General features: G+C 36.2%; 27 protein-coding genes and 1 pseudogene. 1 reads left to right on the top strand and 27 read right to left on the bottom strand.

Annotation, left to right across the window (positions count from 1 at the left end):
• Nucleotides 1–2 precede the first annotated feature (2 nt).
• The 27 genes and pseudogenes from HMPREF1140_RS10465 to HMPREF1140_RS10345 all read right to left on the bottom strand — a co-directional run bounded on the left by HMPREF1140_RS10465 (nt 3) and on the right by HMPREF1140_RS10345 (nt 22,117).
• Complete coding sequence (locus tag HMPREF1140_RS10465) at nt 3–1,109, bottom strand: S-layer homology domain-containing protein (protein ID WP_009663802.1); 1,107 nt, start codon at nt 1,107–1,109, stop codon at nt 3–5.
• A gap of 304 nt (nt 1,110–1,413) precedes the next feature.
• Nucleotides 1,414–2,949 (bottom strand): 2,3-bisphosphoglycerate-independent phosphoglycerate mutase, encoded by a 1,536-nt coding sequence (gpmI, locus tag HMPREF1140_RS10460; protein WP_009663821.1) that lies wholly within the window; start codon nt 2,947–2,949, stop codon nt 1,414–1,416.
• A 229-nt stretch (nt 2,950–3,178) separates the two neighbouring features.
• The gene (locus HMPREF1140_RS10455; RefSeq protein ID WP_009663819.1) at nt 3,179–4,009 is read right to left on the bottom strand and encodes a metal ABC transporter permease; all 831 of its coding nucleotides are present in this window, start codon (nt 4,007–4,009) and stop codon (nt 3,179–3,181) included.
• Nucleotides 4,006–4,677, bottom strand: a complete 672-nt coding sequence (locus tag HMPREF1140_RS10450) for a metal ABC transporter ATP-binding protein (protein ID WP_007595861.1) — start codon at nt 4,675–4,677, stop codon at nt 4,006–4,008. The genes HMPREF1140_RS10455 and HMPREF1140_RS10450 overlap by 4 nt, the downstream gene beginning before the upstream one ends.
• 11 nt (nt 4,678–4,688) lie before the next feature.
• The gene (locus HMPREF1140_RS10445) at nt 4,689–5,744 is read right to left on the bottom strand and encodes a metal ABC transporter substrate-binding protein (RefSeq protein WP_009663811.1); all 1,056 of its coding nucleotides are present in this window, start codon (nt 5,742–5,744) and stop codon (nt 4,689–4,691) included.
• Between the two features lie 9 nt (nt 5,745–5,753).
• Nucleotides 5,754–6,161, bottom strand: a complete 408-nt coding sequence (locus tag HMPREF1140_RS10440; protein ID WP_009663827.1) for a Fur family transcriptional regulator — start codon at nt 6,159–6,161, stop codon at nt 5,754–5,756.
• A 183-nt stretch (nt 6,162–6,344) separates the two neighbouring features.
• Complete coding sequence (locus HMPREF1140_RS10435) at nt 6,345–7,559, bottom strand: iron-containing alcohol dehydrogenase (protein WP_009663800.1); 1,215 nt, start codon at nt 7,557–7,559, stop codon at nt 6,345–6,347.
• Nucleotides 7,560–7,690: 131 nt separating this feature from the next.
• Nucleotides 7,691–8,488, bottom strand: a complete 798-nt coding sequence (locus HMPREF1140_RS10430) for a hypothetical protein (protein ID WP_009663818.1) — start codon at nt 8,486–8,488, stop codon at nt 7,691–7,693.
• Nucleotides 8,475–8,948 carry a low molecular weight protein-tyrosine-phosphatase gene (locus tag HMPREF1140_RS10425; RefSeq protein ID WP_009663824.1) on the bottom strand — a complete coding sequence of 158 codons (474 nt, stop codon included), beginning with the start codon at nt 8,946–8,948 and terminating at the stop codon, nt 8,475–8,477. The genes HMPREF1140_RS10430 and HMPREF1140_RS10425 overlap by 14 nt, the downstream gene beginning before the upstream one ends.
• A gap of 111 nt (nt 8,949–9,059) precedes the next feature.
• Nucleotides 9,060–9,710 (bottom strand): hypothetical protein, encoded by a 651-nt coding sequence (locus HMPREF1140_RS10420; protein WP_009663793.1) that lies wholly within the window; start codon nt 9,708–9,710, stop codon nt 9,060–9,062.
• Nucleotides 9,711–9,784: 74 nt separating this feature from the next.
• Nucleotides 9,785–10,678, bottom strand: coding sequence for a Fic family protein (locus tag HMPREF1140_RS10415; RefSeq protein ID WP_009663815.1), 894 nt, complete (start codon nt 10,676–10,678; stop codon nt 9,785–9,787).
• Between the two features lie 245 nt (nt 10,679–10,923).
• Nucleotides 10,924–11,877 (bottom strand): Abi family protein, encoded by a 954-nt coding sequence (locus tag HMPREF1140_RS10410; RefSeq protein WP_035620406.1) that lies wholly within the window; start codon nt 11,875–11,877, stop codon nt 10,924–10,926.
• Between the two features lie 241 nt (nt 11,878–12,118).
• Nucleotides 12,119–12,694: a DUF1643 domain-containing protein gene (locus HMPREF1140_RS10405; protein ID WP_009663812.1), complete on the bottom strand. Its 576-nt coding sequence runs from the start codon at nt 12,692–12,694 to the stop codon at nt 12,119–12,121.
• Between the two features lie 246 nt (nt 12,695–12,940).
• Nucleotides 12,941–13,066, bottom strand: a complete 126-nt coding sequence (locus HMPREF1140_RS13860; protein WP_009663806.1) for a hypothetical protein — start codon at nt 13,064–13,066, stop codon at nt 12,941–12,943.
• Nucleotides 13,067–13,149: 83 nt separating this feature from the next.
• Nucleotides 13,150–13,371, bottom strand: coding sequence for a hypothetical protein (locus HMPREF1140_RS10400; protein WP_009663805.1), 222 nt, complete (start codon nt 13,369–13,371; stop codon nt 13,150–13,152).
• Between the two features lie 359 nt (nt 13,372–13,730).
• Nucleotides 13,731–13,964, bottom strand: a complete 234-nt coding sequence (locus HMPREF1140_RS13855; protein WP_255347569.1) for a winged-helix domain-containing protein — start codon at nt 13,962–13,964, stop codon at nt 13,731–13,733.
• 75 nt (nt 13,965–14,039) lie between these two features.
• Nucleotides 14,040–14,222, bottom strand: a pseudogene (locus HMPREF1140_RS13850) (ATP-binding protein); the annotation flags it as partial.
• A gap of 35 nt (nt 14,223–14,257) precedes the next feature.
• Complete coding sequence (locus HMPREF1140_RS10390; RefSeq protein WP_009663820.1) at nt 14,258–15,052, bottom strand: nucleotidyltransferase domain-containing protein; 795 nt, start codon at nt 15,050–15,052, stop codon at nt 14,258–14,260.
• Nucleotides 15,042–16,055: a nucleotidyltransferase domain-containing protein gene (locus tag HMPREF1140_RS10385; protein WP_009663825.1), complete on the bottom strand. Its 1,014-nt coding sequence runs from the start codon at nt 16,053–16,055 to the stop codon at nt 15,042–15,044. Before HMPREF1140_RS10385 ends, HMPREF1140_RS10390 begins: the two co-directional genes overlap by 11 nt.
• 192 nt (nt 16,056–16,247) lie before the next feature.
• Nucleotides 16,248–17,342 carry a glycerol dehydrogenase gene (locus tag HMPREF1140_RS10380; protein ID WP_009663816.1) on the bottom strand — a complete coding sequence of 365 codons (1,095 nt, stop codon included), beginning with the start codon at nt 17,340–17,342 and terminating at the stop codon, nt 16,248–16,250.
• Nucleotides 17,343–17,443: 101 nt separating this feature from the next.
• Complete coding sequence (locus HMPREF1140_RS10375; protein WP_009663822.1) at nt 17,444–17,740, bottom strand: Txe/YoeB family addiction module toxin; 297 nt, start codon at nt 17,738–17,740, stop codon at nt 17,444–17,446.
• Nucleotides 17,741–17,995: a type II toxin-antitoxin system Phd/YefM family antitoxin gene (locus tag HMPREF1140_RS10370; protein WP_009446002.1), complete on the bottom strand. Its 255-nt coding sequence runs from the start codon at nt 17,993–17,995 to the stop codon at nt 17,741–17,743.
• A 63-nt stretch (nt 17,996–18,058) separates the two neighbouring features.
• On the bottom strand, nt 18,059–18,907 hold the full coding sequence (locus HMPREF1140_RS10365; protein ID WP_009663804.1) for a TIGR02452 family protein: 849 nt from the start codon (nt 18,905–18,907) through the stop codon (nt 18,059–18,061).
• Nucleotides 18,908–19,094: 187 nt separating this feature from the next.
• A complete protein-coding gene (locus tag HMPREF1140_RS10360; protein ID WP_009663810.1) occupies nt 19,095–19,319 on the bottom strand; it encodes a DUF6718 family protein in 225 nt (74 codons plus the stop codon).
• Nucleotides 19,320–19,396: 77 nt separating this feature from the next.
• Nucleotides 19,397–20,041 carry a C39 family peptidase gene (locus HMPREF1140_RS10355; protein WP_035620390.1) on the bottom strand — a complete coding sequence of 215 codons (645 nt, stop codon included), beginning with the start codon at nt 20,039–20,041 and terminating at the stop codon, nt 19,397–19,399.
• 98 nt (nt 20,042–20,139) lie between these two features.
• Entirely contained in the window at nt 20,140–21,177 is a 1,038-nt protein-coding gene (locus tag HMPREF1140_RS10350) for a GNAT family N-acetyltransferase (protein WP_009663807.1), read from the bottom strand.
• Between the two features lie 4 nt (nt 21,178–21,181).
• Entirely contained in the window at nt 21,182–22,117 is a 936-nt protein-coding gene (locus HMPREF1140_RS10345; RefSeq protein WP_009663803.1) for a DUF2156 domain-containing protein, read from the bottom strand.
• Between the two features lie 155 nt (nt 22,118–22,272).
• Between HMPREF1140_RS10345 and HMPREF1140_RS10340 the strand changes: the two genes are divergently transcribed.
• Nucleotides 22,273–22,464: a chorismate mutase gene (locus tag HMPREF1140_RS10340; protein ID WP_009663799.1), complete on the top strand. Its 192-nt coding sequence runs from the start codon at nt 22,273–22,275 to the stop codon at nt 22,462–22,464.
• Nucleotides 22,465–22,575: the final 111 nt, after the last annotated feature.

Raw genomic sequence — 22,575 nt, 5'->3', positions numbered from 1 at the left:
CACTAATCTGCTATATAATCAACTACCGTGTAGCTTGCAGATCCATCTTCAGAATTATTTATATCTACGACTAAAGTAACATCATCATTAACCTTGATACTTCCGTAGATAGAGAATGCAAATTGCATATCGCTGTTTGCAATTTTGTATGTTTCTCCGTCTATAGTCACGGATGTAGGTGTAAGTGTAGATGTTGACTCATAGTATATACTCTCAACAGTACCATGTACCGCCTTCTTACCGTTTGTAGCATCCGTATTCTCATCATATGCCCAGATAGTCTTTGCAGCTGCAGAATAGTATATTACAAGTCCTACATCTGATGATACCATCAGGCTCTTGAATCTGTCCGCACCTACGCTGCTTCCGTCAACAAAGAGATTCGCATCCTTATAGTCAAAAGGAACCGCCTGTATCAATTGATTAACAGACTTTACCACCTTAGGTCCCTTAAGTGAATTATCGGCAAGCTTTAAAGGATTTACCTCCTTGTCGCTGTTTAACTCACCGCCGAATACGGTTGCAATATATGCTCCGCCGTCTTTCATATTTGTTTTTAACATATTATAAAAGAGGTTTATACAATCTCTTACCTTAAGATTTGAAGTAGGTGTAAGTGATGTAAGATTCTCATTCAACTCAAGGAAACCGTACTTTGCCATTCTCTTATTGTTTGCATCACCCGCAAAATCACTTGCCTGATACCCGAGTAAAGTAAGTACTCCTCTTACGGCATCATTCAATGTTACATTATCATTAGGCTTAAAGTTTCCGCCGAGATATCCTGTCATATATCCCTGCTCCACCGCCATCTTTATAGCGGACGCGTTCTCATTATCTTTCGGAACATCATTAAATACCGATACATTGCTTGTCTTTGTAAGTACGGAACGATATGGTGAAGCCTGTACAAGCATCTTTGCGAACTCACCTCTTGTTACAAACCTGTCTATATTTCCGCTTACAAATGTTATACCTGTAAGACCTATTACTTTTTTTCTTAAATCAAAATTTGAGCTTTGTGCAAAAACAGTACCTGCACCGATACTCTGTGTAGCCAATACGGAAGCCAATCCCAATGCTCCCATTTTCATTAATTTACTTCTCATATAACCTCCGTTATCTGCATATTAACGCGCTTAGTATTATATCGCAATCATTCCATTATTCAATAATGATCACGAAATATTTATATATTTTTTTGCTAATCTTTATCAAGCTTATTGTATCAGATTAATAATACACATAATACGCTATTTGTTTTTTAAAGTCAATTAACGCTATATGAATTATCTTTGTATTTTATTTACGGTTTATTTAATAATGTTGAGAATGATTATGCAATCTTATCAGCATTTCTTAAACTTATAAAAAATGCCCAAGACAAAAGCCTTGAGCATCAATAAAACCTATTTATTTTTCAACCAACAAACTCTTTCCTGTCATTGCAGCCGGTTTTTGTAATCCCATAAGCTCAATCAGTGTAGGAACTATATCACAAAGTCTTCCGCCCTCTGCCAGAGTGTACTTAGGATCTGCATTTACCAGAATGAAAGGTACAGGATTTGTTGTATGAGCTGTATGCGGTTCACCTGTCTCTTCATCAACTAAAGTCTCACAGTTTCCGTGGTCTGCACAGATAAACATCACCCCGTTAACTTCCTTGATAGCCGCTACAGTCTTTCCTATACACTCATCAACCGTTTCAACAGCCTTTATAGCCGCATTTTCCACAGCTGTATGACCTACCATGTCAGGGTTTGCAAAGTTAATTATAATAACATCATACTTACCGCTCTTTATAGCATCTACAAGCTTATCACATACCTCATATGCGCTCATCTGCGGCTTCAAATCATATGTAGCAACATCCTTTGGCGAGTTTACAAGAATTCTGTCTTCACCCTCATTAGGCTCTTCCTTTCCTCCGTTAAAGAAGAATGTGACATGAGCATATTTCTCTGTCTCGGCAATTCTTACCTGCTTCATACCGTGCTCAGCTATGAACTCTCCGAATGTATCCTTTATCTCTTCCTTCTCAAAAGCAACAAGCTTGTTACCGATGCTCTCATCATAATCTGTGAAGCATACAAATGTGGTATCAAGTCTCTTTCCTCTGTTAAAGCCGTCAAAATCGTCTACACAGAATACTCTTGTCATTTCTCTTGCTCTGTCCGGTCTGAAGTTAAAAAAGATAACCGAATCTTTATCCTTAATAGTCTTTGCACCGTCATTATCTACAGAGAAAGGTACAACAAACTCATCATTCTTACCTTCGTCGTATGACTCCTGTATACCTCCTGTAGCACTCTTTTTTAAGTTTCCGCCCTTAGTCATAATAGAATAAGCGGCTTCAACTCTATCCCATCTGTTATCTCTGTCCATTGCGTAGAAACGTCCCATTACGGAAGCTACCTTTCCAACGCCGATTTTAGCCATCTCTTTTTCAAGCTCGGCTACAAATTCCTTTCCCGATGTAGGAGGTGTATCTCTACCGTCAAGGAATGCATGAACATAAACTTCTTTTAATCCGTTTCTCTTTGCAAGCTCCAACAATCCGTAAATATGTGTATTATGGCTGTGAACACCGCCGCTTGAAACAAGTCCCATCAAATGAAGTGCACTGTTATTCTTTTTTGCATTCTCAACTGCGGCAAGAAGCGCTTTGTTCTCAAAGAATTCTCCGTCCTCTATAGCTTTTGATATTCTTGTAAGCTCCTGATATATAATTCTTCCGGCACCCATATTCATATGGCCTACCTCCGAGTTACCCATCTGTCCGTCAGGCAGACCTACAAAAAGTCCGCTTGCCTGTCCTTCTACAAAAGGATATTCCTTCATCAAGCTGCACAGATTAGGTGTATTTGCCTCAAACACCGCATTGTGATCATGTCCTTTTCTAAGTCCTAAACCGTCCATTATACATAATACTACAGGTCTTTTTTCCATATATACCTCGTTTTCTATCAAACAGTTTATAGCTGTTTGAATAAATACTATTAGTCAGCAGCCCGGCACCATACCGAAACTGCGTAATATTTTCAAATTCGATTTGATTTTACATTAATTCCAAAACATAATCAAGACAAAAAAATAACAAAGCTTACTAAAAATAAAATCTGTGTCCTAATTCGGGTAACAAACTTTACCGTTACCTAAACTATAACACAGATTTTAATTAATGTCCCGTTTTACCTATCAGATAAAATATAAAAAATGCAAATATATCAATGCAAACAATAGTTGCGCCCACAGGTGAACCGCCAAGTATTGAAATGAAAAGTCCTAAAGCGGTACAAACCACTGAAAATATAGCCGAGGATACGGTCACTGAGAGGAAACTCTTAAACACACACATGGATGCCAATGCAGGGAATACCACAAGTGCCGAAATAAGGAGTGACCCGACTAAATTCATAGCCAATACTACAATTATTGCAATGATTATAGCTATCAAGAGATTATATTTTTGTGTGTCTATACCTGTAGCATTCGCAAAATTCTCATCAAATGTTACTGCAAAAATTTTATTATAAAACAGTACAAATGCAGATATTACAAATATTGACAGTATAACACAAAGAATCACTTTTTCCTTTGTTAAAGTAAGTATTGAAGTGGAGCCGAACAGGGTGGTACATACATCTCCGGCAAGATTTGATCCGCTTGAAAACACATTCATAACAAGATATCCGAAAGCCATCGCTCCGACAGACATCATCGTTATCGATGCATCTCCCTTTATCTTTCCGTTACTTCCGCCCTTTAAAAGCAGAATTGCCGCAATTATGGTCACAGGTAATACAAGCACCATATTGTCTGTAAGGTTAAATACCGTAGATACCGCAACTGCACCGAATGCCACATGTGAAAGTCCGTCTCCAATAAATGAAAATCGTTTCAATACCAGAATAACACCAAGCAGTGAAGAGCACAGTGCTATAAGTATGCCTACTACTATTGCATACCTTACAAAAGGATAGCTTAAATATATATGTATGTCTTTCATGCCATCCCCCTGCTCTTTTTATATTCCGGAGTCGTACCGAAAAATATATGTTCTCCAATATATAAAACCTTGGTAGCATATTCAAGTGCCACTTTTATATCATGAGATATCATAATAATGGTCATATTGCTTTTATTCAGCTCATTGATAATATCATACATATTTTGACTTGCCTCAGGATCAAGACCTGTAACAGGCTCATCAAGTATCATAAGTCTTTGTCCCGCCATCAATGCTCTGGCTAAAAGCACCCTTTGTTGCTGACCGCCGGAGAGTTCACTGAAGCTTCTTGTCATAAGATCCAAAAGTCCCAGTTTTTCTATCTTCTCCTTTGCAGTCTGCTTTTCTTCTTTTTTATAAAATGGTCTGATTCCCACCTTAGACTGACATCCTGACAGCACAATTTCAAAAACCGATGCCGGAAAGTCTTTTAATAATTGTTGCTGCTGTGATAAATATCCTATCTCCGTAGGCAACAAATTTTCATTATATATAACCTCTCCTGAGATCGGTTTTATAAGTTTTAAAAGCGTCTTTATAAGTGTAGACTTTCCCACACCGTTTTCCCCAATTACGCATAGATAATCTCCGTCCGAAACTTCAAAATTAAGATTATCCACTATGGCTTTTCCGTCATATCCAAGTGACAATTTTTCACATTTTATCATAAATCTCCAGTCTATAATACCTCTTTAAGCACTTCCAAATTCTTCTTCATTATATCCAGATAGCTTGCATTATCACTGCTCTTTGTAGACTGCATAGAGTCAAGTACCAAAACCTTGGCATTTTTATCCTTGGTATTGTCAACTATTGTTTTTGCCAAATCTCCTTTTGAACCGTCAATTATAAAAATATCCGTCATATTAAGCTCATCCATCTTATTTGCCAAAAACTTTACAGTCTCAAAAGATGCTTCACTTCCCGCATCACAGCCCTTAAATGCTGCATAATACTTTATTCCGTATTCATTTACCAGATATCTGAACGGGAATCTGTCTCCGACTATTATAGTTTTGTTTTGAATGCTTGAAAGTGTATCCTTATACTCTTTATCAAGTTCATCAAGCTTAGCCAAATAGTCATTTGCGTTTTTCTCATATTCAGCCTTATTGTCAGGGTCAATTTCGGCCAACTTTGCTTCTATAGCACTTACTATAGTTTCAGCATTCTTAATTGAAAGCCATACATGCTCATCTATCTCTTCCTCGCCTTCTTCATGCTCACCTTCTTCATTTGCATGTTCTTCACTCTCATTGTCATGCTCTTCTTCATCCTGCATACCCTCTACAAGTTCCTCTGCTAATGCAGCTTCACCGATACTGTCTACCATATTGATATAATTCAAATTAGGATTCTCTTTTATAATATCCTCAGCCCAATCGTCAGAATCTCCGCCTACATATACAAACAAATCACTGTCTGTAATTTTTGCGATATCTGCCGCTGATGCCTGATAGCTGTGTAAATCCACACCCTTATCTATAAGGAAGGAAATCTCTACATTCTTATTATCACCTACTACCTGTTTTACCCAGTCATAGGCAGGAAAAATTGTAGTAACAATGCTCAGCTTCTTAGTTTCCTCACTTTTACTTTCAGCTACACTGCTGCTTTCCGTTACACTGCTGCCGCTCTCAGCCTCACTGCTGCCGGTGCTTTCCTTTTTTGCACAACCCAAAACCATCATAATAGCCACAAGGATACTTAGTCCTATTCCAATATACTTCTTCATAGTCTCCCTCTATTCTCTACATTCATTACAAGTTCCATAAAAAACTGTTCTGGCATGATCTATAGAAAAGCCGTGTTCTTCTCTCAAATGTTCGCCGATTAAAGATAATTCAGTACACTCCAAATGGACAAGCTTTCCGCATTTTTCGCATTTACAATGAAAACATACCGGATGAACGTCTTCACCCTCTACATATTCAAAACAGGCACTGTCTCCTGTTTCCAACATATATTTATGTACTGTTCCGTCACTTACCATTCTGTCCAAATGCCTGTACACAGTGGCTTTCCCGATATTCTTTCCCTGCTGTTTGAAAAAGAGAATAATATCATTCACAGTGACATGCTTATTCTCATTGTTTTTCAGGAAATCCTCTATTTCAAGCAATTGTCTTGTTTTGTACTGAGCTTTCTTCAAACCACACCTCCAATTTGATTACTGAGATTTAATCTCAATTTGAAACTCGATATCATATTACAACTTTTCATTTCATTTTTCAAGCAAATTTGATAACGAGTTTTAATTTTTTTATCAAAAAAACACATCAACAACCTAAAATATATCAGATGTTGATGTGTTCATTTATACTATAAACTTTTTTTAAAAATCTACTTCCGTATCATAGTAGCAGCATTTTAAGAGCTTCTCCATCTCTTCAACACTTGGCTGTCTCGGGTTTGAACCGGTACATGCATCTGCAACGGCATTAGCGGCTATGTCATGGAGTCTTTCCAAGAAAACATTTTCAGGTACAAATCCGTTCTCTGTAGGATATGAATCCGCACCGTAGTTCTTGATACAATGTGGAATATTTAAAGCATCATTTAAACCTCTAAGGTACTTGATAAGCTCTTTTATCTTCTCGTCTTCGCTATTGCCCGGCAATCCAAGTACATCCGCTATCTTGGCATATCTCTTTGCGGCTTCCTTATCCTTTGCATTGAAAGCTATAACCTTTGGAAGATACATCGCATTTGCTGCACCGTGAATAATATGAGCACCCAAATCACCGAATACGGCACCTGTCTTATGTGCCATTGAATGTACTATTCCAAGCAAAGCATTTGAGAATGCCATGCCCGCAAGACATTGTGCATTGTGCATTGCATCTCTGGCCGTCTTATCTTCATTGTATGACTTTACAAGGTACTTGTCTATCATTTCTATAGCGTGAAGTGCAAGCGGATCTGTAAAATCACAGTTGGCTGTAGATACATATGCCTCTATAGCATGTGTCATAGCATCCATACCTGTATGGGCAACAAGCTTCTTAGGCATTGTCTGTGCAAGTGCAGGGTCTACAATTGCAACATCAGGTGTAATCTCAAAGTCTGCTATAGGATATTTTATACCCTTTTCATAGTCTGTGATAATTGAAAAAGCTGTTACTTCCGTGGCTGTTCCGGATGTAGAAGAAATAGCACAGAATTTTGCTTTTTTTCTTAGTGTAGGAATACCGAATACCTTACACATATCCTCAAAAGTACAATCAGGATACTCATACTTGATCCACATAGCCTTTGCCGCATCGATAGGTGAACCTCCACCGATAGCAACTATCCAGTCCGGTCCGAACTCAAGCATCTCCTTAGCACCACGCATTACGGTATCTACAGAAGGATCAGGCTCAATTCCCTCAAAAAGTCTTACTTCCATACCTGCTTCTTCCAAATAAGCAATGGTCTTGTCTAAGAATCCGAATCTTTTCATTGATCCACCGCCTACACAGACAAAAGCCTTCTTTCCTGTGAAGCTCTTTAAAGCCTCAAGTGAATCTTTTCCATGATAAATGTCTCTTGGTAATGTAAATCTCATATACAGCCTCCATTTTTGAGCATCAGTTCTTAACTATTAAGAACCTAAGTGTTACTAAAATTACATGCTTATATATTATAACTTAATATTACCATTGTCAATATTTTAACGATATTTTTTTAACAATTTACTCATTCTCTTCTGATAAAGCTGAAATTATTTACATCTATTGAGAAAACAAGCTTCACCAGCCATAAGAAAAATAAAAGTACTCCTATAGGTATAAGGCATGATGTTACAATAAGTACAGCAATAGCCTCTATAAATGCACTGAGAGTATTCTCAAACTTCTTTAAAAGCTCATTAACATTTCCCGTAATATTATTCACTATCTTCTCAATGGCGTTACTGTTTTTGTTCTCCTCCTCGGCACTCTTTGTTACCGTATCCGTATTTTCCTTGGCATTATTAAGAGTCGTCTCTATCGAGGCGGCATAATTACTCTCGATCATTCGCGCAATATTTACACTCACAGGGATGGTAAATGATATAACCAGGCTGAATAAAAACAGCTTTGTGGCGATTTTTGCAAATATCTTCTCGTTTGAAGCGATAAAAACGATGAAAAGCACACATGCCACAGGAATAACATACTTAAATGCCACAAAGCCTGTTACGGTGAGCAAGAACTTCTCAAGGTAGATTGCGCAAAGCACAATCAGAAAATACTTGCTCATATCCGCAAGTTCCTGTGCAATAGGTGTTCCTACATCTCCCGGCAAAAGTGTAATAGCCGATGAAGATGCCACGGCTGCAGCCGCAAGCTCCATGACTTTACTTCTGCTCTTGTCAAGAGCACTTATCGTATCCGCATGAAAATCCACATTCCCCAGCTTATCGGCTATCAGAAAGAATGATACCACTCCTACCGCAATACAAAAGATTGCGGCAATTACCTTTATTATCAATACCTTTTTAATTGATGACATTTTTCTCCTCCAAATACTTCAAAAATCCATCTATACCTCTGTTTATATCCTCAAAGGCAACATCAAATCTGTCGGTGTACCATGGGTCCGATACCGAATCATCGCTTCCTGCGAAGCTTAAAAGTTTGAATATCTTATCTCCGTCACCGAACAAATTTTTCATATTTCTTATATTAGCATCATCCATACCTATAAGATAGTCATATTCTTCATAGTCGGACTTTACCATCTGCCTTGCCTTCTTACCTGCACAGGCTATTCCATGTTTCTGAAGTTCGTCTTTTGCAGACGGAAACATCGGATTTCCCACGCCGTTCCATATCTCTTCCGAGCTTGTTGCGGCTGAGGCTATCTCAAACATATCCTCCAACCCAAGCTTTTTCACTTTTTCTTTCATTATAAACTCTGCCATAGGCGAACGGCAGATATTGCCGTGGCAGATGAAAAGTATCTTTATCATATTTATTTGAAGTGCCTCCTAAAATGCTATATTTTGCTCCGATTTGCCAAGTATATCAGAGCCTGTTTTTATACCCCTACTCTATCATAAAAATGTGAATTTTTCATCTCCTTAATCCATACTTCCGCTGCCTTTATTACCGCCAAATTCGCAGCCGTGATCATGGTCATGTCCATAATACCATCTACCGTATCGGTAACCATAGTGAGGCGGACAGTTGGCACAGTCGCCGTTGCATCTTCCATTATGCCGTCTTCCTTGAGCTAAAGACACTCCGGCACTTGCTCCTGCAAAAATAGCAGCAAGAGTACCAAAGAATCCCCTTTTCGGAGCGGGTGGTTCCGGGATAAAATCATCGATGTAGATATCCTCTTCTTCCTCTTCGCGCAAGGCTTCAGGTAGCAAAATATTTCGTTGCTTACAGATTTCGATGATAACCTCATCATCAATCTCGCCATACAAATATTCCATATCCTCGGCAGTCAATCGTTCTGCAGAATTACGCACAGCAGCAGTCGCCAATTCTTTATCGTTGATATAGGCAAACTCTGCTAAATCAGAGCCGGAGAAGGCCAGTTTTTCTTCCACAGCCTTTCTAAGCAGACGGTTAGCTGCCGGTACATTAACCTGCAATTCGATGATGATTTCTCCGACTTCATCAGCAGAACCAAGTGAAGTCAATGCAGACAGATTACGCACTTGTGTGCTTTCCGCCCAATCATAGAATTTTTCGTAATATTCATCCCATGTGTATGTACGCAATCAATCCACCTCACATTTCTTTTAAAGCAAAATCTACAATACATAGGTAACCCACTTGTTCAGAAGCAGGTCGGTTAATCCTGTAGCATATCTAAATACATATCTAATCTTGCATTGATGTATCCTGCAAACAGATTTTCCATTAGCGAAAGATTGTGCTTTGCATAATATTCATCAAACGCATTATAATAGGCAATTCTATCTGTAAACTTAATATCTATAGGTGGGAATCCGGATTTCATCAACTCAAGATTTACAAGCAGTCGTCCGGTTCTGCCATTACCATCAATGAAAGGATGGATGCCCTCAAACTCGATGTGAAAGCGAGCCAGTTTTGTCACAATATGCTCTGTGCTTGCAGCAAAATCATATAGCAACTGTTCCATCTTCGGCTTAATAAGATACGGCTGCACGGGTTCATGTTGTGCGCCCATAATATGAACCGGAACTCTACGGTATACACCACGGTCTTCTCTCTTATCTGCAAGAACGAGATAGTGAATCTGTTTGATGATGCCCTCACTGATTGGAACATTATCTTTTACCAGTTCGCTCACAAAATCAAATGCTTCTTTATGACCGACCGCCTCCATATGGTCTTTCAGCGGTTTACCGTCAATCGTAAGACCACGAAGAACTAAATCCGTTTCTCTCAAAGTAAGTGTATTTCCTTCAATGGCATTGGAGTTGTATGTATACTCTACGATAAATTCTTCGTTGAGCCTTGCCACCTCGCCCGCAGTCAAAGGTCTTCTGCTCTCCAGTTCTACCTTCTTGAGGTCAATTTGTGCCAAGAGGCTTTGCTTTGACTTATAACGACCATCAGCCGGTTTCTTTGCATCCACAGGAATTTTCCATCTACGTCCTTCCCGGTATGCCCCCGGAATTTTCCCCTCAGAACAAAGAACTCTGATTCTTCTATCAGAAATGCCCCATTTTTCAGAAGCCTGTTTTACTGTCAAAAACATAGACTATCCTCCCAATATAAGATATAGTATACCGCTTTAACGGAATAATATCAATGATATCGGAATAACACCTATTAAAATAACGGAATAATAAATCCGGTACTGTAAGGTTTTAGGGGCCATCATAGTTTCAATTCTCCCATTTCATTATTAAATCCCACATCAGTACCGATAAATTATCCTGCACTGTCTAAAGTTGTAATAATATTATAAACGTATTCATATTTTCGATTCAGATTATTGTGTTATATTAATTTTTTTAATTCATCCAAATCAATCCCCATTATATTAAGAATATCATCAAAACTCACAGTATGAAACTCACTCGTAAACCTTTTAAAAATATCATGCAATTCAGAATCAAACTTCCTATAATAATTCTTATTAAGAACTACCTTAAAGTATAATATCGCAACAACTATGCGTCGATTATTACAATTATTGATTCCCAGATAACTTGCTATATTTGAAACACGTGTACTTTTATAATCAGTACTAAATAATCGTTCATCATGAGCACATTGATTCCTTATCAAATTAGTAATCTTTAATACAGAACTCATATCTTCACTACTGATTTTCAAATTTAAAGCCGGTTTATATTGTTTGTTGTATTTATCCGCATAATATTTTGCAATAGAATTCTTATCTGAATTTTTTAATGCTGTATATAGATATGACAAATTACCAATTGTAAGATAATTTACCAAAACCCATAACGGAACTGATCCATGTTCTTCTATATAATGCTTAATCGCACCTTTTGCCCCTACATTCTCATGTATAGTCTTCGTTAAAATAGATATCTGCTTAAGAACACTCTTAGAATCGTCATCTCTATAATTGGCAATATCCAGATATGAATTAGCTTTAGGATATTTTCGTGAAAATTCATGTGAAATTACAGTTTTAAATGAATTCTCAAATATCAGCAAATACTTAATAAATAAAAACCGAAGTTCCCTATCAAACAAAAATAAAGCTTTCAACTCATCAAAATGAGTGTTTTGTATATATGCTTCAGGCTTAATAGGATTACCTTGTGCATCCTTAGTTAAAAATATATCCTTATATCCATTGATTACATTGTAGTAATTCTCCTGTTCAAGAAAACGTTTTTGAGCACCATTTTGAGGAACAATCATTCCCCTATTACGTAATATAGTTAGTTGTTGATTAAAAGTTTTATATTCCTTCATCCTTTGTAACTCCAAAAAAAAAATGGCCAGGGCGTCGTACGCTTCCTGACCTAGTCTTATGCTAATATTATATTCGCACATCCTCATTTTGTCAATATTACAGGGCACTTTTGTAAAACCCATTTCATTGAACGCTTTCCAAGATACTCATTTTTACTTATAAAATCATATTAAGGTTTATTTAAAATATCTTTATAATCAATCATGACTACTACTCCCTGAAATTTTATCTTGTTTTCTTCTAACGTATAAAACTTTCACCATCCGAATTAAAATGCAAGCAATTTAACTCTGTGTTATTAGCTACATACAATTGATGTCTTGGATTCCCTTTCACTGTCAGTTTACCACGACACATCCACTTTCTGTCAGAATCAACAGCTACTATTTCCTTTAAACATTCTTTTAGATATTTTCTCTTTTCTATTGCATTTCCCCATGCTGCTAAAGTTAAAGCATTAGGATAAGCATTAAAAACACTTCTTATCACATAACAGTTTTTCAAAATCAACTCTCTGTCTGCTTTTAAATGCATATCATTTGGATTAGTCGCTCTTTGTGGATAAAGATTTAACATTATCCAACCGTCACAATTATTTTCTGATGCAATTTTTCTTATTTTTGAAATTGTAGGATCGTCTTTTATATCATTAGCTGTACTTGGATTTACTCCAAAACATATAATAGTATTAGTCCCGACCTCTCCTAACATAAAGCGTACTTTATCATCACCTATATATAATACATCACCATTCTTTTTATCTCTCCAAAAACTTTCAAGCGAGTTTTTTATAGTTTCTTTTTTATTATCTTTCATCACTTACTTTTTACTCCTCATACCCTTAGGCAACCGGTATTATTAATCGTTCTGTTTGAACCGGACTTGATATCAATTTACTTTTGATTTTATCATATATACACTATTTTTGGCTTTTGTTTCAAATAAAAGGCCGTTGCCAAACAGATTATATCCGTTAGACAACAGCCCTATTACTTATCATTATGATTACTTGCCAAGTCTTAACTTACCTAAAGCATCTGTAGACATAATAACCGCATACAACTAATCAGGTGTTACGTCTCCTACATGGTTATGTATTGTTTCACCCTTTACACAGGCATTCTTTTCTATATTAAGCACTACTAATTTAAACATTAATGATATTTTTTCATTAAAAAACTTTTCCATCAGACTGCTCACTTTTCTTTTCAAACAAGAGGTATGAGATAAAACTATCAGGATCATTCTCTGCATTCCGCATCAAAACAATCTTATAATCCATATTTTGACCTCATATCTGAAATCACATCATCTGCATCTCTAAACTTTTCCTGTTCTCCGGATTTTTTCAGTTTTGTAAGTAGCTCTTTCTCGGTCATAGGTGCATATGGGTTTGACACTGCATGTCTTTTTATTTCAAACGGAAATCCATTTGTTACAACCTCCTGTTTTAAAAAAATTTTATTACTTTTGTTACTTGCTATTTTCCACACCTAACTTTCATATGTTTAGACTATTCTAGTGTTAATACATTACTGTTTCAATAACATTTGTATTTGTTTTGCAAAATACAAGTATTCTTCTTTTATATTATACTAATACCAACGACAATTCATACACTCGGTCCAAGAGATGCACTTCCTTCAACAATATCTATATTTCCTCCAGCCGTACTAGAATCAATAATATATATACCTTTAATATGCCTCTTACTTAACTATATATTTCGAAAAATCTTTTTAATTCAAGAGATAATCACGAGATTTTTTTAATCTACTATATACTTAAATAAAAGCACATTTTTTTATCTTGTGAAAATCTCCTCCTTTTCGCAATATAATCACGAGATAGATTATGCCATTTGTTTCTTTATATTATCCATAGCCATCTGTAGTTGTGTTAAAAACTCAACACTCTCAATACCAATTCTATACTTAGTAGACGGACCATTTCCAATTTTCATTATTAACTTCTTCTCTTCAAGAACCTGAACAGCTTTTCTTACTTTATATTCTGTTGTCGACAATATATCTTTAATTGTATTGACAGAAACAGGCTTTCCATTCTTGGCAATATATCTAAGAATATTTTTCTCATCTGCCTCAAGTTCAGGATATGAATCAGCAAGATCAATATTCCAAACTTTAATCTCGGTATGTTCAATATCAGAAACTATTTCAGGCCTTCTAAAATCGTTTTGAATAGCTGCTTTATAGATCAAAGGTCCTCCAAATCCCTGTCGTTCTGACGCTCCAAGTAATCTGAATAACTTCATGATTATTTCATTACGAGGTCTTGAATCACCGCCTACTAAGAATTGCTTTGTAGATACAAGCATTTTCCCCGGATTGTTAAAACAAACTTATCAGTTTTTTTATTCTACAGACAAAATCTTTCCAGCACCCATCTAAACTCCTCTTCCAGCGCATCCCAGTCGGTGTTCCTGTCATCCTCCATTGTTTCCACAATCGACTTATAATATTCCAACTTCTCTTCTATATAATTATTTATCGCTTCAACCTTTGGGCCTTTTTCGGATTCAGACATTTTCACCTTCTTTGCAAGTAAATCCTCTACTGCAGCCTTCATATCTTCCTCAAGAACGGTATTAACCAATTCATCAAAGAGTACCGGCGGTGGGCATTTCTTTTCTTCAATCCATTTGCATGCAAGAATAGGTCTCAGCACGTAAAAATACTTTTTATAATTTACCATATCATCACATAGATAATCGTAGTAGTTCTTTTTTGCCGTACCGTAGTAATGATAAAGTGCCGATTTACATGCAAAATATTTGCATGCCGTTCTGTCATAAAGCTCCTTCCACTCATCCGTAGTGTAATACACAATAGGAGAATTGCTCCACTCAAATAATGTAGCATTTGATTTATGAAAGTGCTTTAATGCCTTTTTTATATCCCAACCGTTGATATCAAGCACTTCATTTAATTCCCAATCAATAAAATCCTTGTTCTCACGAAGTGATAAATAAAAGTTTTTATTTCTTACATATATAAATCTTACATCATAGTCGCTATCCGGCGAAGCAAATCCCCAGGCTCTGCTGCCCGATTCAATAGCGTGTAGCACTTTTATATTCTCTTTTTCTTCTATTTCTCTGATCTTTATAAGAACCAGTTCTTCTATATTTCCTTCAAAATTCTCATATCTCATCTCGAATCACCATTTCATTTATTGTCATTACAAGTTCCTGAACTCTTTTAAAATCCGGCTTAGCCGGAAGATCTGTGTGCTCAGCCACATAATGCAAACGTCTTTCATACTCTCTCATCATATCATAGAAGCTGTCCGAAAAAGTTCCCTCATCTGTTTGATATTTTCCAAAGCGGATATCCATCAATAAATCATGTTCTTTTTCTCTATATGTATTGATTTCTCCCTTTTCCAGTATATCAATGGCCATCATAAATAATCTGATAAGATGCATGGCGTGCTTATTCAAATGAAGATCATCTTTCTTTTTATTTCTCTTGCCTATTTTATCATAGTCTTTTACAACATTTGACATTGTATTCCACATACTCGCATAATCTCTTAGCGGATAGTGATTTAGCTTTGCGTTTACAAATATCTCAGTTTCAAGCTCAGGGTTAACCGACTTATCTATAAAAATTTCCAGACTTCCGTTTTCAAAGTTCTTATAACTTGAGTTGAAACTGTACATTGCATTCTTTACAGAATTAAAAATATGCTGTTCTTTTTCACTTTGTGGAAATGTGTCTCTGGCAAGTGCATTCTGTAATCTTCTAAGTTGCGCATCCGCATACCCTCCAAATGACTGAATAGCTTTTTTTGATAAAAACAATCGTTTATTATCAAGAAGCATTTTCCCGATATCATTAAGATATAGATAATTATCCGGTGCAAGGCCAAGCAACTCTATTGTATTCGGATTGCAACTCAAAAGTAAATTCACCATTTTATTGAATGCATAGATAACAGTATCCGTATTATCATCCACATACTGTTCAAACTGCGTAAGTCCTATAAGATCGGACTTTTTATTTAGAGCAATTCCTCTTATATCTATATCACTACCTTCTATATTTGTCCCATATGCATAGCTCCCTGCAAGCCCAAGCAAAATTACATGCTTTCCAAGATGCTCATTTTTATTTATAAAATCATATTCCGGTTTGTTTAAAATATCTTTCATTCTCTTACTATTTTACTCCTCATATCCTCAAGCACTCGGTATTCTTAATCTTTCTTTTTGAACCTAACTTGATATCAATTTACTTATGATTTTATCACATATACATTATATTTTGACTTTTATTTCAAATAAAAAAGCCGTTGCCAAACAGATATATCCGTTAGACAACAGCCCTATTACTTATCATTATGATTACTTGCCAAGTCTTGCCTTACCTAAAGCATCTGTAGCTATAATAGCCGCATACAACTCATCAGGTGTTACGTCTCCTGCAAGATTATGTATTGTTTCTCCCTTTACACAGGCATTCTTTGCTATAGTATGAAGATCCTCATCTGTAAAATCTCCAAGCTCTGCAAGAGTAATAGGCAGTCCTACTTCAAGGCAGAAATTCTGTATATCCTCAAACTCGGCCTTATCCGCACACTCAAGTGTCAGCTGTATCAAAGTACCGAATGCCACACAATTTCCATGATATGCCTCATGTCCTCCAAGTGAAGTAACTCCGTTATAAAATGAGTGAGGAGCCGCACAGTTTACATTATCTGCTCCTACACCTGAAAGATAAACTGTAGCCTCTATAATTGCATCCAAAGCAGGAGTAACAACATTATTCTCACAGGCCGCTATAGCCGCTTTTCCGTATTTTCTTAATGTATCATAACAAGCCTTTGCAATCGCCATACCTGCTCTTGTAATACCGCCGCTCTCCAAGCTTGGTGACTCTGTACGAAGTGAAGCTCTTCCTTCAAAGTATGTTCCAAGAGCATCTCCCATTCCTGCAATCAAAAATTTTACAGGTGCTTTAGCTATAACACTGCTGTCTACAAGTACCGCATCAGGGTTTTGCGGATAGAATAAATATTTATTAAAGCTTCCGTCATCATTATATATAACAGAAAGTCCTGTACAAGGTGCATCTGTAGCCGCAACTGTAGGTATTATAACTATTCTCTTACCCATGTAGTATGCTGTTGCCTTAGCCGCATCCACTGCCGAACCGCCGCCTACCGCAACAACAACATCAATCTTATCAGCCTCAACAATGTCCTGCATTTTCTTTATCTCGCTGATACTTGACATACCTCCGAAGACCTCATATCTGCGATAATCATCTTCGCCTTCAAAACTCTTTTCCAAATCTTCATGGCAGCTGTTGTAACCGCTGTTTGAACAGACAAACAACCATCTCTTTCCCATATACTCCATTTCCTTGCGGAACTGAAGCAAAGCTCCTTTTCCCTGTACATACTTGAGTGGTGCACGCATCATTCTTAAACGCTTCATAACAAAACCTCCATTAAAACCGTCAAACTTTGAAACTATGTCAAAACTTTAACATATATTGCTAAGAACTATTGTAGCACAAAGATTGTATTTTTCAATTCTTATTTTATTCCCTCATAATGCGTCCACATGCGTGCTACTTTTACCACACCTTCATACGCTATACCATTCTCGATAATCTCATCACTATAAACTTCATATACTAATCTGTGCTGAATATTTATACGCCTTGAATAGAACCCGGTAAGACTTCCAACCAAACTCTCATATGGTGGTGGAGTTTTAAACGGATCCTCGCAAATGATATTTATAAGTTCCTTTGCTTTCGTTACCAGCCCTGCTCCCTTAAGCAATCTTTTGTCTTTATCAGCCTTTTTACTGAATTTAACCAAATACATTTACCACTCCTCATTCGGATCATAGGATGTACATTCAGAAATATCTTCACCTCTTGATTCAAGAATACTCTCTGTCATTCCGGGTATTGAATTTAGATATAGTGTTTCCTGAATTGCCAGCCAATCATCTTCAGATATTAATACAGCATTTTTCCCTCTGTTATTTGTTATAATTATCGGCTGCGAATATTCATTAACATCTGAAACAGTTTGGTAAAGATTCGCTCTTGCCTTCGTTATACTAATTGCAGTCATAATATTATCTCCTTACAAAGAAAGTATAACGTACTTTTTTACGTACGTCAATTGCAGGTATTTTTATTCAGTATAAACTTTGCTGTCTTCACACTCTTCCAATACCTCTTTAAACATTTTATAATTATACTCACTGTTTCCTCTTCCATAAACAGCAAATATAATTTTATCAAACAGCTTCCACATTTTTTCTTCAACAATCAATTCTTTAAAATATCCTGCGACATTGCGGGCATCATGTCCGAATGCTCCACAGCCCCACGCTCCTAATGTAATTGTTCTATATCCGAATCTTGCCGCACAGTATAGATACTGTCTGAGCCTTTTCTTCATCACACTATCAAGGGCCTCTTGTGACTGTCCATATGCCCTGTCAAACAGATTCGGTGCAGGAATAGTCATAACAGCTGTGGTATAAGGTTTAGGAATAAATTCCAAATCTATATTTCTAAATACATCTACCACAGGTGACAGAAGCATATAATCGGAATCAAATGCCGTTCCAAATTTAAAATTAAACTTATACATCTTAGAAGCCTTGGGTGAACTTATAGATTCGTACAAAGTACTCTGCCTGCATAGACACTCTTCCTGTGCACAAGCCCCACTTTTATAGCCACCTCCCGGATGATATGCATTGGCAAAATTCATTACCAAATCTGAGAGATATTCAAAGCTGTCTGCGTTTACAACAGAGATTTCACATTTTGAAGAGTATTTAAACTCCCCGGCAAAAAACTTGTCCTTATCCTCCACAATATCTTTAATAACATTAGGTGAGAGTACCACTACATTCCTATGTTTTTCCAAATCATGCGGCAGTTTTATAAACTTACCTTCATTATAAAATCCGTTGTTCTTTAAAATCCTCTTGTTCTCTTCATACACCACAATATTAGCTAATCTGGACATAATTACCTCCGTTAATACATTTACTGTAATTATCATATCAGACATGCTGTACATCTTTTCGGACTTTGGTAGTGATTTTAAAGAATTTAAAAAGACAGCTAATCATTAGATTAACTGCCTGAAAGTATATTCCATATAAAAGTATATTCCATATAATATAAAAAAAGTATTCCACACATTGTATATGCTAAAGCAATTTTAAATTCTCTTCAAATTCCTGCTCTGTATCAACAAGTCTATATGGCTCATATTCTCCATAAGCTGACGGTCTGCTTACAGTAACCAGTTGTATATTCTCAACACCTATCTCTTTTATTATCTTTTTTTTGAAATCAACCAAATGTTGTCCATGAGAAGTCTGTAGCGCTATACTTCCTATACCGTCAGCCTTCTTTGCAACAAGATAGCACATATTCTAAAGCCTCCCTAAATTCACTTTCTGTTATGATTTTACCATTTTCATATTCTTTTCTCAATGTAAAACCTGAACTATATAAAGTACTCTATCGTCTTCTCCGGGGTCTTCTCGGTCTTCTGATTATAAAGTATTACCGCCTCACGGTTTTCAAACTTTCCAAGGGCATAAAGTACGTCACCCTCCCTGTTAAAATATCCGAAAGGCACGATACGATTATATTTCAGAGGCTGATCAAGTACCAGCTCCACATCACCTTCCGGTATAAACTGTGACCAGTGCTCATCCGTAAACTCATCCTCATAGTAAGGATCAAACATATAAATATTCTTATCATCCGCACCGGTAAGCAGAGCATAATGCTGCACATCATAAAAAAGTCTTACTACCACCGCACCGCCTCTGTTGAGCGCATCATTTATACGGCTTGTTTCACCGATAAAAACCTGTTCACCTGTAATATATTCACATATGACATTGAGCTGCCTTATCTCCCTGAATCTGTTGAGCCAATTACTAAGAAACATCATTGCCATATGAGAAGTTCCGCTCTTGCCGGGATGTCCCTCATTACTGTAGCAATCAAGTGTGTAAAGCATAATGTTTCTGATAACTTCCGGCGGAATATCTTCCCTTTCAAATAGAAAGCTCAGTGCATTAAGCATTGAAGTCGGCCCGCAATCATATTCAGATAATTGATAATGTAATGGATTTTTCATTCTACACCCTTCTTTCTATCTGCATATAGTATAAAGCTCAAATATATTACAAGCAAACTTATAATTTCCTCTTACAAGCTTTTATGCATCAACGCTTATTATACAAGTTCATTTATAAATATTCCACTGATTTTATTTATAGAATCCAATGTTTTTTTTGCAGTACTTTTATCCAAAAAGTTTATAAGACTGCATTTTGCATCACTTACATATCCGAATATCCATCCGGTAAAGTCCGCTATATCAAACTCTGCAAAACCCCTATCCCCTATATCTGAAATCATTGAAACACTTGAATGTCTCTCATCCATCTCAATTCTAAAATATCCGTTTTGTGCCTCTATAATATTGTCATTGATTTTTATAATGATATCTATAGGCTCCTTAGCTCTGAAATTTGACAAAAGCTCTACTATATCGGTAATTCTGACCATAATATTTTCCTTGCCGAACTTCCTATTTCCAAGCTTTGATGACACTATTCTCTCCTTTAACTCAAGCTTTTTGCCCCAAAAAGATTCATACGCCACTATATCATTTTCATCACTGTATATATTTATAAATCCGTCCTCGGAAGCAATCTCCTTTAGATCCCTTATAAAATAGTTTTCATCTCTATAAGTATATACATCATTATCCTTTGAAACTTCGTTATTTATAAAATCCAAAATCCTAAAAATAAGCTCTTTATCAGGCTCTTCTTTAATTACCTGCTTTTTTAGCCCTGAAAAATTTGTATTATACTCATTTTTATCCGCCACAAAGGCAAAATCAAAAGGCAAATAATAGTCCTTATTTGCAGGTATCAGATATGTAAACGGAACATGTTCTGCATTCATATCGCAAAGTGCCTTATTTAAAAGCCTTCTCATATAGCCCTGTCGTTTAAATTCCTTTCCGGTAGCTACAGCAACTATATAATCCAAATTATAAATTTTATTAAAAACCGATATTTTATAAGGGTTCAGCATAATCATAGACCTTATACTCTCACCCTCTATATCTACCAAAATCCTGTTATCTTTCAGCTTTTCCTCATAATAATAATTTACAAAGCTGTCGGAATCTTCAAAAAAAGCCTCCTGATACAGAGGCTTTGTAAGTGCTTTTTCTTTTTGATTCAAATACTTTATCATAGTATTACCTTATTTGCTCAACATAGTACTTTCTCGCATAATCCACCGGATAATAACTCTGCTTTGCATGTCTGAGTCCCTCAAGTCCCAAATCGTCCTCACGATTTACAAGACTTACATTCGGGAATTCATGTACTAAAAACTCCTTATTGATTGCCTGATAAAGGCCTGTGATTTCAGGATTTGCCTTTTCAATATGTATTACAGCCATGTCCTCTAATGGATTGTAGCTGCCTATCGAAAAAGCCTCCATTTTGCCGTCAATATATATCGCACCCATTCTTATATTCAGTCTGGTACAATTAAGCAAAATATCATGTATTCCCTCTACCTCAGGATCCAGATGCTGTTCAACCTCTTCTCCCTTTTGCTCTCTCCATTTATCCAAAAACTTGAACACATCATCTCTGTCTGTAGGATTACATCCAAGTGCCCTATATTCATATCTGTCACCATAATTTTTTATAAAATTATTGTAATGATTTTTCTTTTTATGAAGCTTCTTTCCTGAAAGAGTTCTAAGTTTCTCTCCTTCATAAAGATAGTCCTTTGCATCCTCCTCAAGCCTTACGATAAACTTATCCTCCGGCAAATTCAATACTTTTATTCCTTCCTCATCTGCCAGATGAATCTTTAAAGGTAGGTCAAGCTCTTTATTAAAATACTCCACCATTAAGCCGAAGCAATATTCAAGGTCCTCTTCCTTACAAAGAGGCATAGCACAAAAAGGTCTGTCCTCATCCCCCATAAGCCATAAAAGTCCGACTTCCTCATCATCTCTCATCGCAACGGCCGCTCTTACATTATAATATTCTTTCCATATAAAGCTCTCAAGCTCTACACTGTCACATGTTCTGTTCTGCCTGAGTCCATAAAACTTGGCATACTTAGGTATATCATTCGCTTCTAATTGTTTAAAATTTAATTTTTTATAGTCCATATTTTAATTATATTTATTTTTTCTATTTTGTCAAATTAAAAATCCGACAATTATTTTATCTGCAAAAACAAATATAGTCTTTACTTTTGCACTAATATAATATTATGATAAAATCGTTGCAAGGTTTTGCCCACAAATAATTATGAGGAGTACTTATGAACGAATTAGAAAATCTGCGTGAAAGAATTGATACAATAGACAAAGAACTTATAGCACTCTTTGAAGAGAGAATGAATGTAGTAAATGATATTGCAGAATACAAAATAAAGAATAATCTTCCCATTCTAAATCAAAATAGAGAGGATATCGTAATATCCGGGTCTTTGACACTTTGTTTTCCTAAATAAGTATTAGAAAAGTCCTAGAACCCGCATGTATCCTATCTTTCTTAATCAATTTTTTTATCAAAATATTCGTTTTAATATATAGTATTTTCTAGTATTTTATGATATAATAAG

The sequence above is a fragment of the Lachnoanaerobaculum sp. ICM7 genome, from assembly GCF_000287675.1.
GTDB lineage: Bacteria > Bacillota > Clostridia > Lachnospirales > Lachnospiraceae > Lachnoanaerobaculum.
The sequence above is the reverse complement of the archived record's forward strand: the minus strand, read 5'-3'. Positions and strand labels throughout refer to the sequence as shown.

Excerpts from the sequence above, each read along its gene's own strand:
- HMPREF1140_RS10360 (WP_009663810.1), bottom strand. The coding sequence starts at position 19,319 with ATGTGCTATCTTGTTGCAAAGAAGGCTGACGGTATAGGAAGTATAGCG.
- HMPREF1140_RS10365 (WP_009663804.1), bottom strand. The coding sequence starts at position 18,907 with ATGTCCAGATTAGCTAATATTGTGGTGTATGAAGAGAACAAGAGGATT.
- gpmI (WP_009663821.1), bottom strand. The coding sequence starts at position 2,949 with ATGGAAAAAAGACCTGTAGTATTATGTATAATGGACGGTTTAGGACTT.
- HMPREF1140_RS10390 (WP_009663820.1), bottom strand. The coding sequence starts at position 15,052 with ATGAGATATGAGAATTTTGAAGGAAATATAGAAGAACTGGTTCTTATA.
- HMPREF1140_RS10410 (WP_035620406.1), bottom strand. The coding sequence starts at position 11,877 with ATGAAGGAATATAAAACTTTTAATCAACAACTAACTATATTACGTAAT.
- HMPREF1140_RS10465 (WP_009663802.1), bottom strand. The coding sequence starts at position 1,109 with ATGAGAAGTAAATTAATGAAAATGGGAGCATTGGGATTGGCTTCCGTA.
- HMPREF1140_RS10455 (WP_009663819.1), bottom strand. The coding sequence starts at position 4,009 with ATGAAAGACATACATATATATTTAAGCTATCCTTTTGTAAGGTATGCA.
- HMPREF1140_RS10345 (WP_009663803.1), bottom strand. The coding sequence starts at position 22,117 with ATGGACTATAAAAAATTAAATTTTAAACAATTAGAAGCGAATGATATA.
- HMPREF1140_RS13860 (WP_009663806.1), bottom strand. The coding sequence starts at position 13,066 with ATGGAAAAGTTTTTTAATGAAAAAATATCATTAATGTTTAAATTAGTA.
- HMPREF1140_RS10375 (WP_009663822.1), bottom strand. The coding sequence starts at position 17,740 with ATGTATTTGGTTAAATTCAGTAAAAAGGCTGATAAAGACAAAAGATTG.
- HMPREF1140_RS10370 (WP_009446002.1), bottom strand. The coding sequence starts at position 17,995 with ATGACTGCAATTAGTATAACGAAGGCAAGAGCGAATCTTTACCAAACT.
- HMPREF1140_RS10340 (WP_009663799.1), top strand. The coding sequence starts at position 22,273 with ATGAACGAATTAGAAAATCTGCGTGAAAGAATTGATACAATAGACAAA.
- HMPREF1140_RS10355 (WP_035620390.1), bottom strand. The coding sequence starts at position 20,041 with ATGAAAAATCCATTACATTATCAATTATCTGAATATGATTGCGGGCCG.
- HMPREF1140_RS10350 (WP_009663807.1), bottom strand. The coding sequence starts at position 21,177 with ATGATAAAGTATTTGAATCAAAAAGAAAAAGCACTTACAAAGCCTCTG.
- HMPREF1140_RS10430 (WP_009663818.1), bottom strand. The coding sequence starts at position 8,488 with ATGTCATCAATTAAAAAGGTATTGATAATAAAGGTAATTGCCGCAATC.
- HMPREF1140_RS10445 (WP_009663811.1), bottom strand. The coding sequence starts at position 5,744 with ATGAAGAAGTATATTGGAATAGGACTAAGTATCCTTGTGGCTATTATG.
- HMPREF1140_RS10415 (WP_009663815.1), bottom strand. The coding sequence starts at position 10,678 with ATGTTTTTGACAGTAAAACAGGCTTCTGAAAAATGGGGCATTTCTGAT.
- HMPREF1140_RS10385 (WP_009663825.1), bottom strand. The coding sequence starts at position 16,055 with ATGAAAGATATTTTAAACAAACCGGAATATGATTTTATAAATAAAAAT.
- HMPREF1140_RS10380 (WP_009663816.1), bottom strand. The coding sequence starts at position 17,342 with ATGAAGCGTTTAAGAATGATGCGTGCACCACTCAAGTATGTACAGGGA.
- HMPREF1140_RS10450 (WP_007595861.1), bottom strand. The coding sequence starts at position 4,677 with ATGATAAAATGTGAAAAATTGTCACTTGGATATGACGGAAAAGCCATA.
- HMPREF1140_RS10405 (WP_009663812.1), bottom strand. The coding sequence starts at position 12,694 with ATGAAAGATAATAAAAAAGAAACTATAAAAAACTCGCTTGAAAGTTTT.
- HMPREF1140_RS10425 (WP_009663824.1), bottom strand. The coding sequence starts at position 8,948 with ATGATAAAGATACTTTTCATCTGCCACGGCAATATCTGCCGTTCGCCT.
- HMPREF1140_RS10435 (WP_009663800.1), bottom strand. The coding sequence starts at position 7,559 with ATGAGATTTACATTACCAAGAGACATTTATCATGGAAAAGATTCACTT.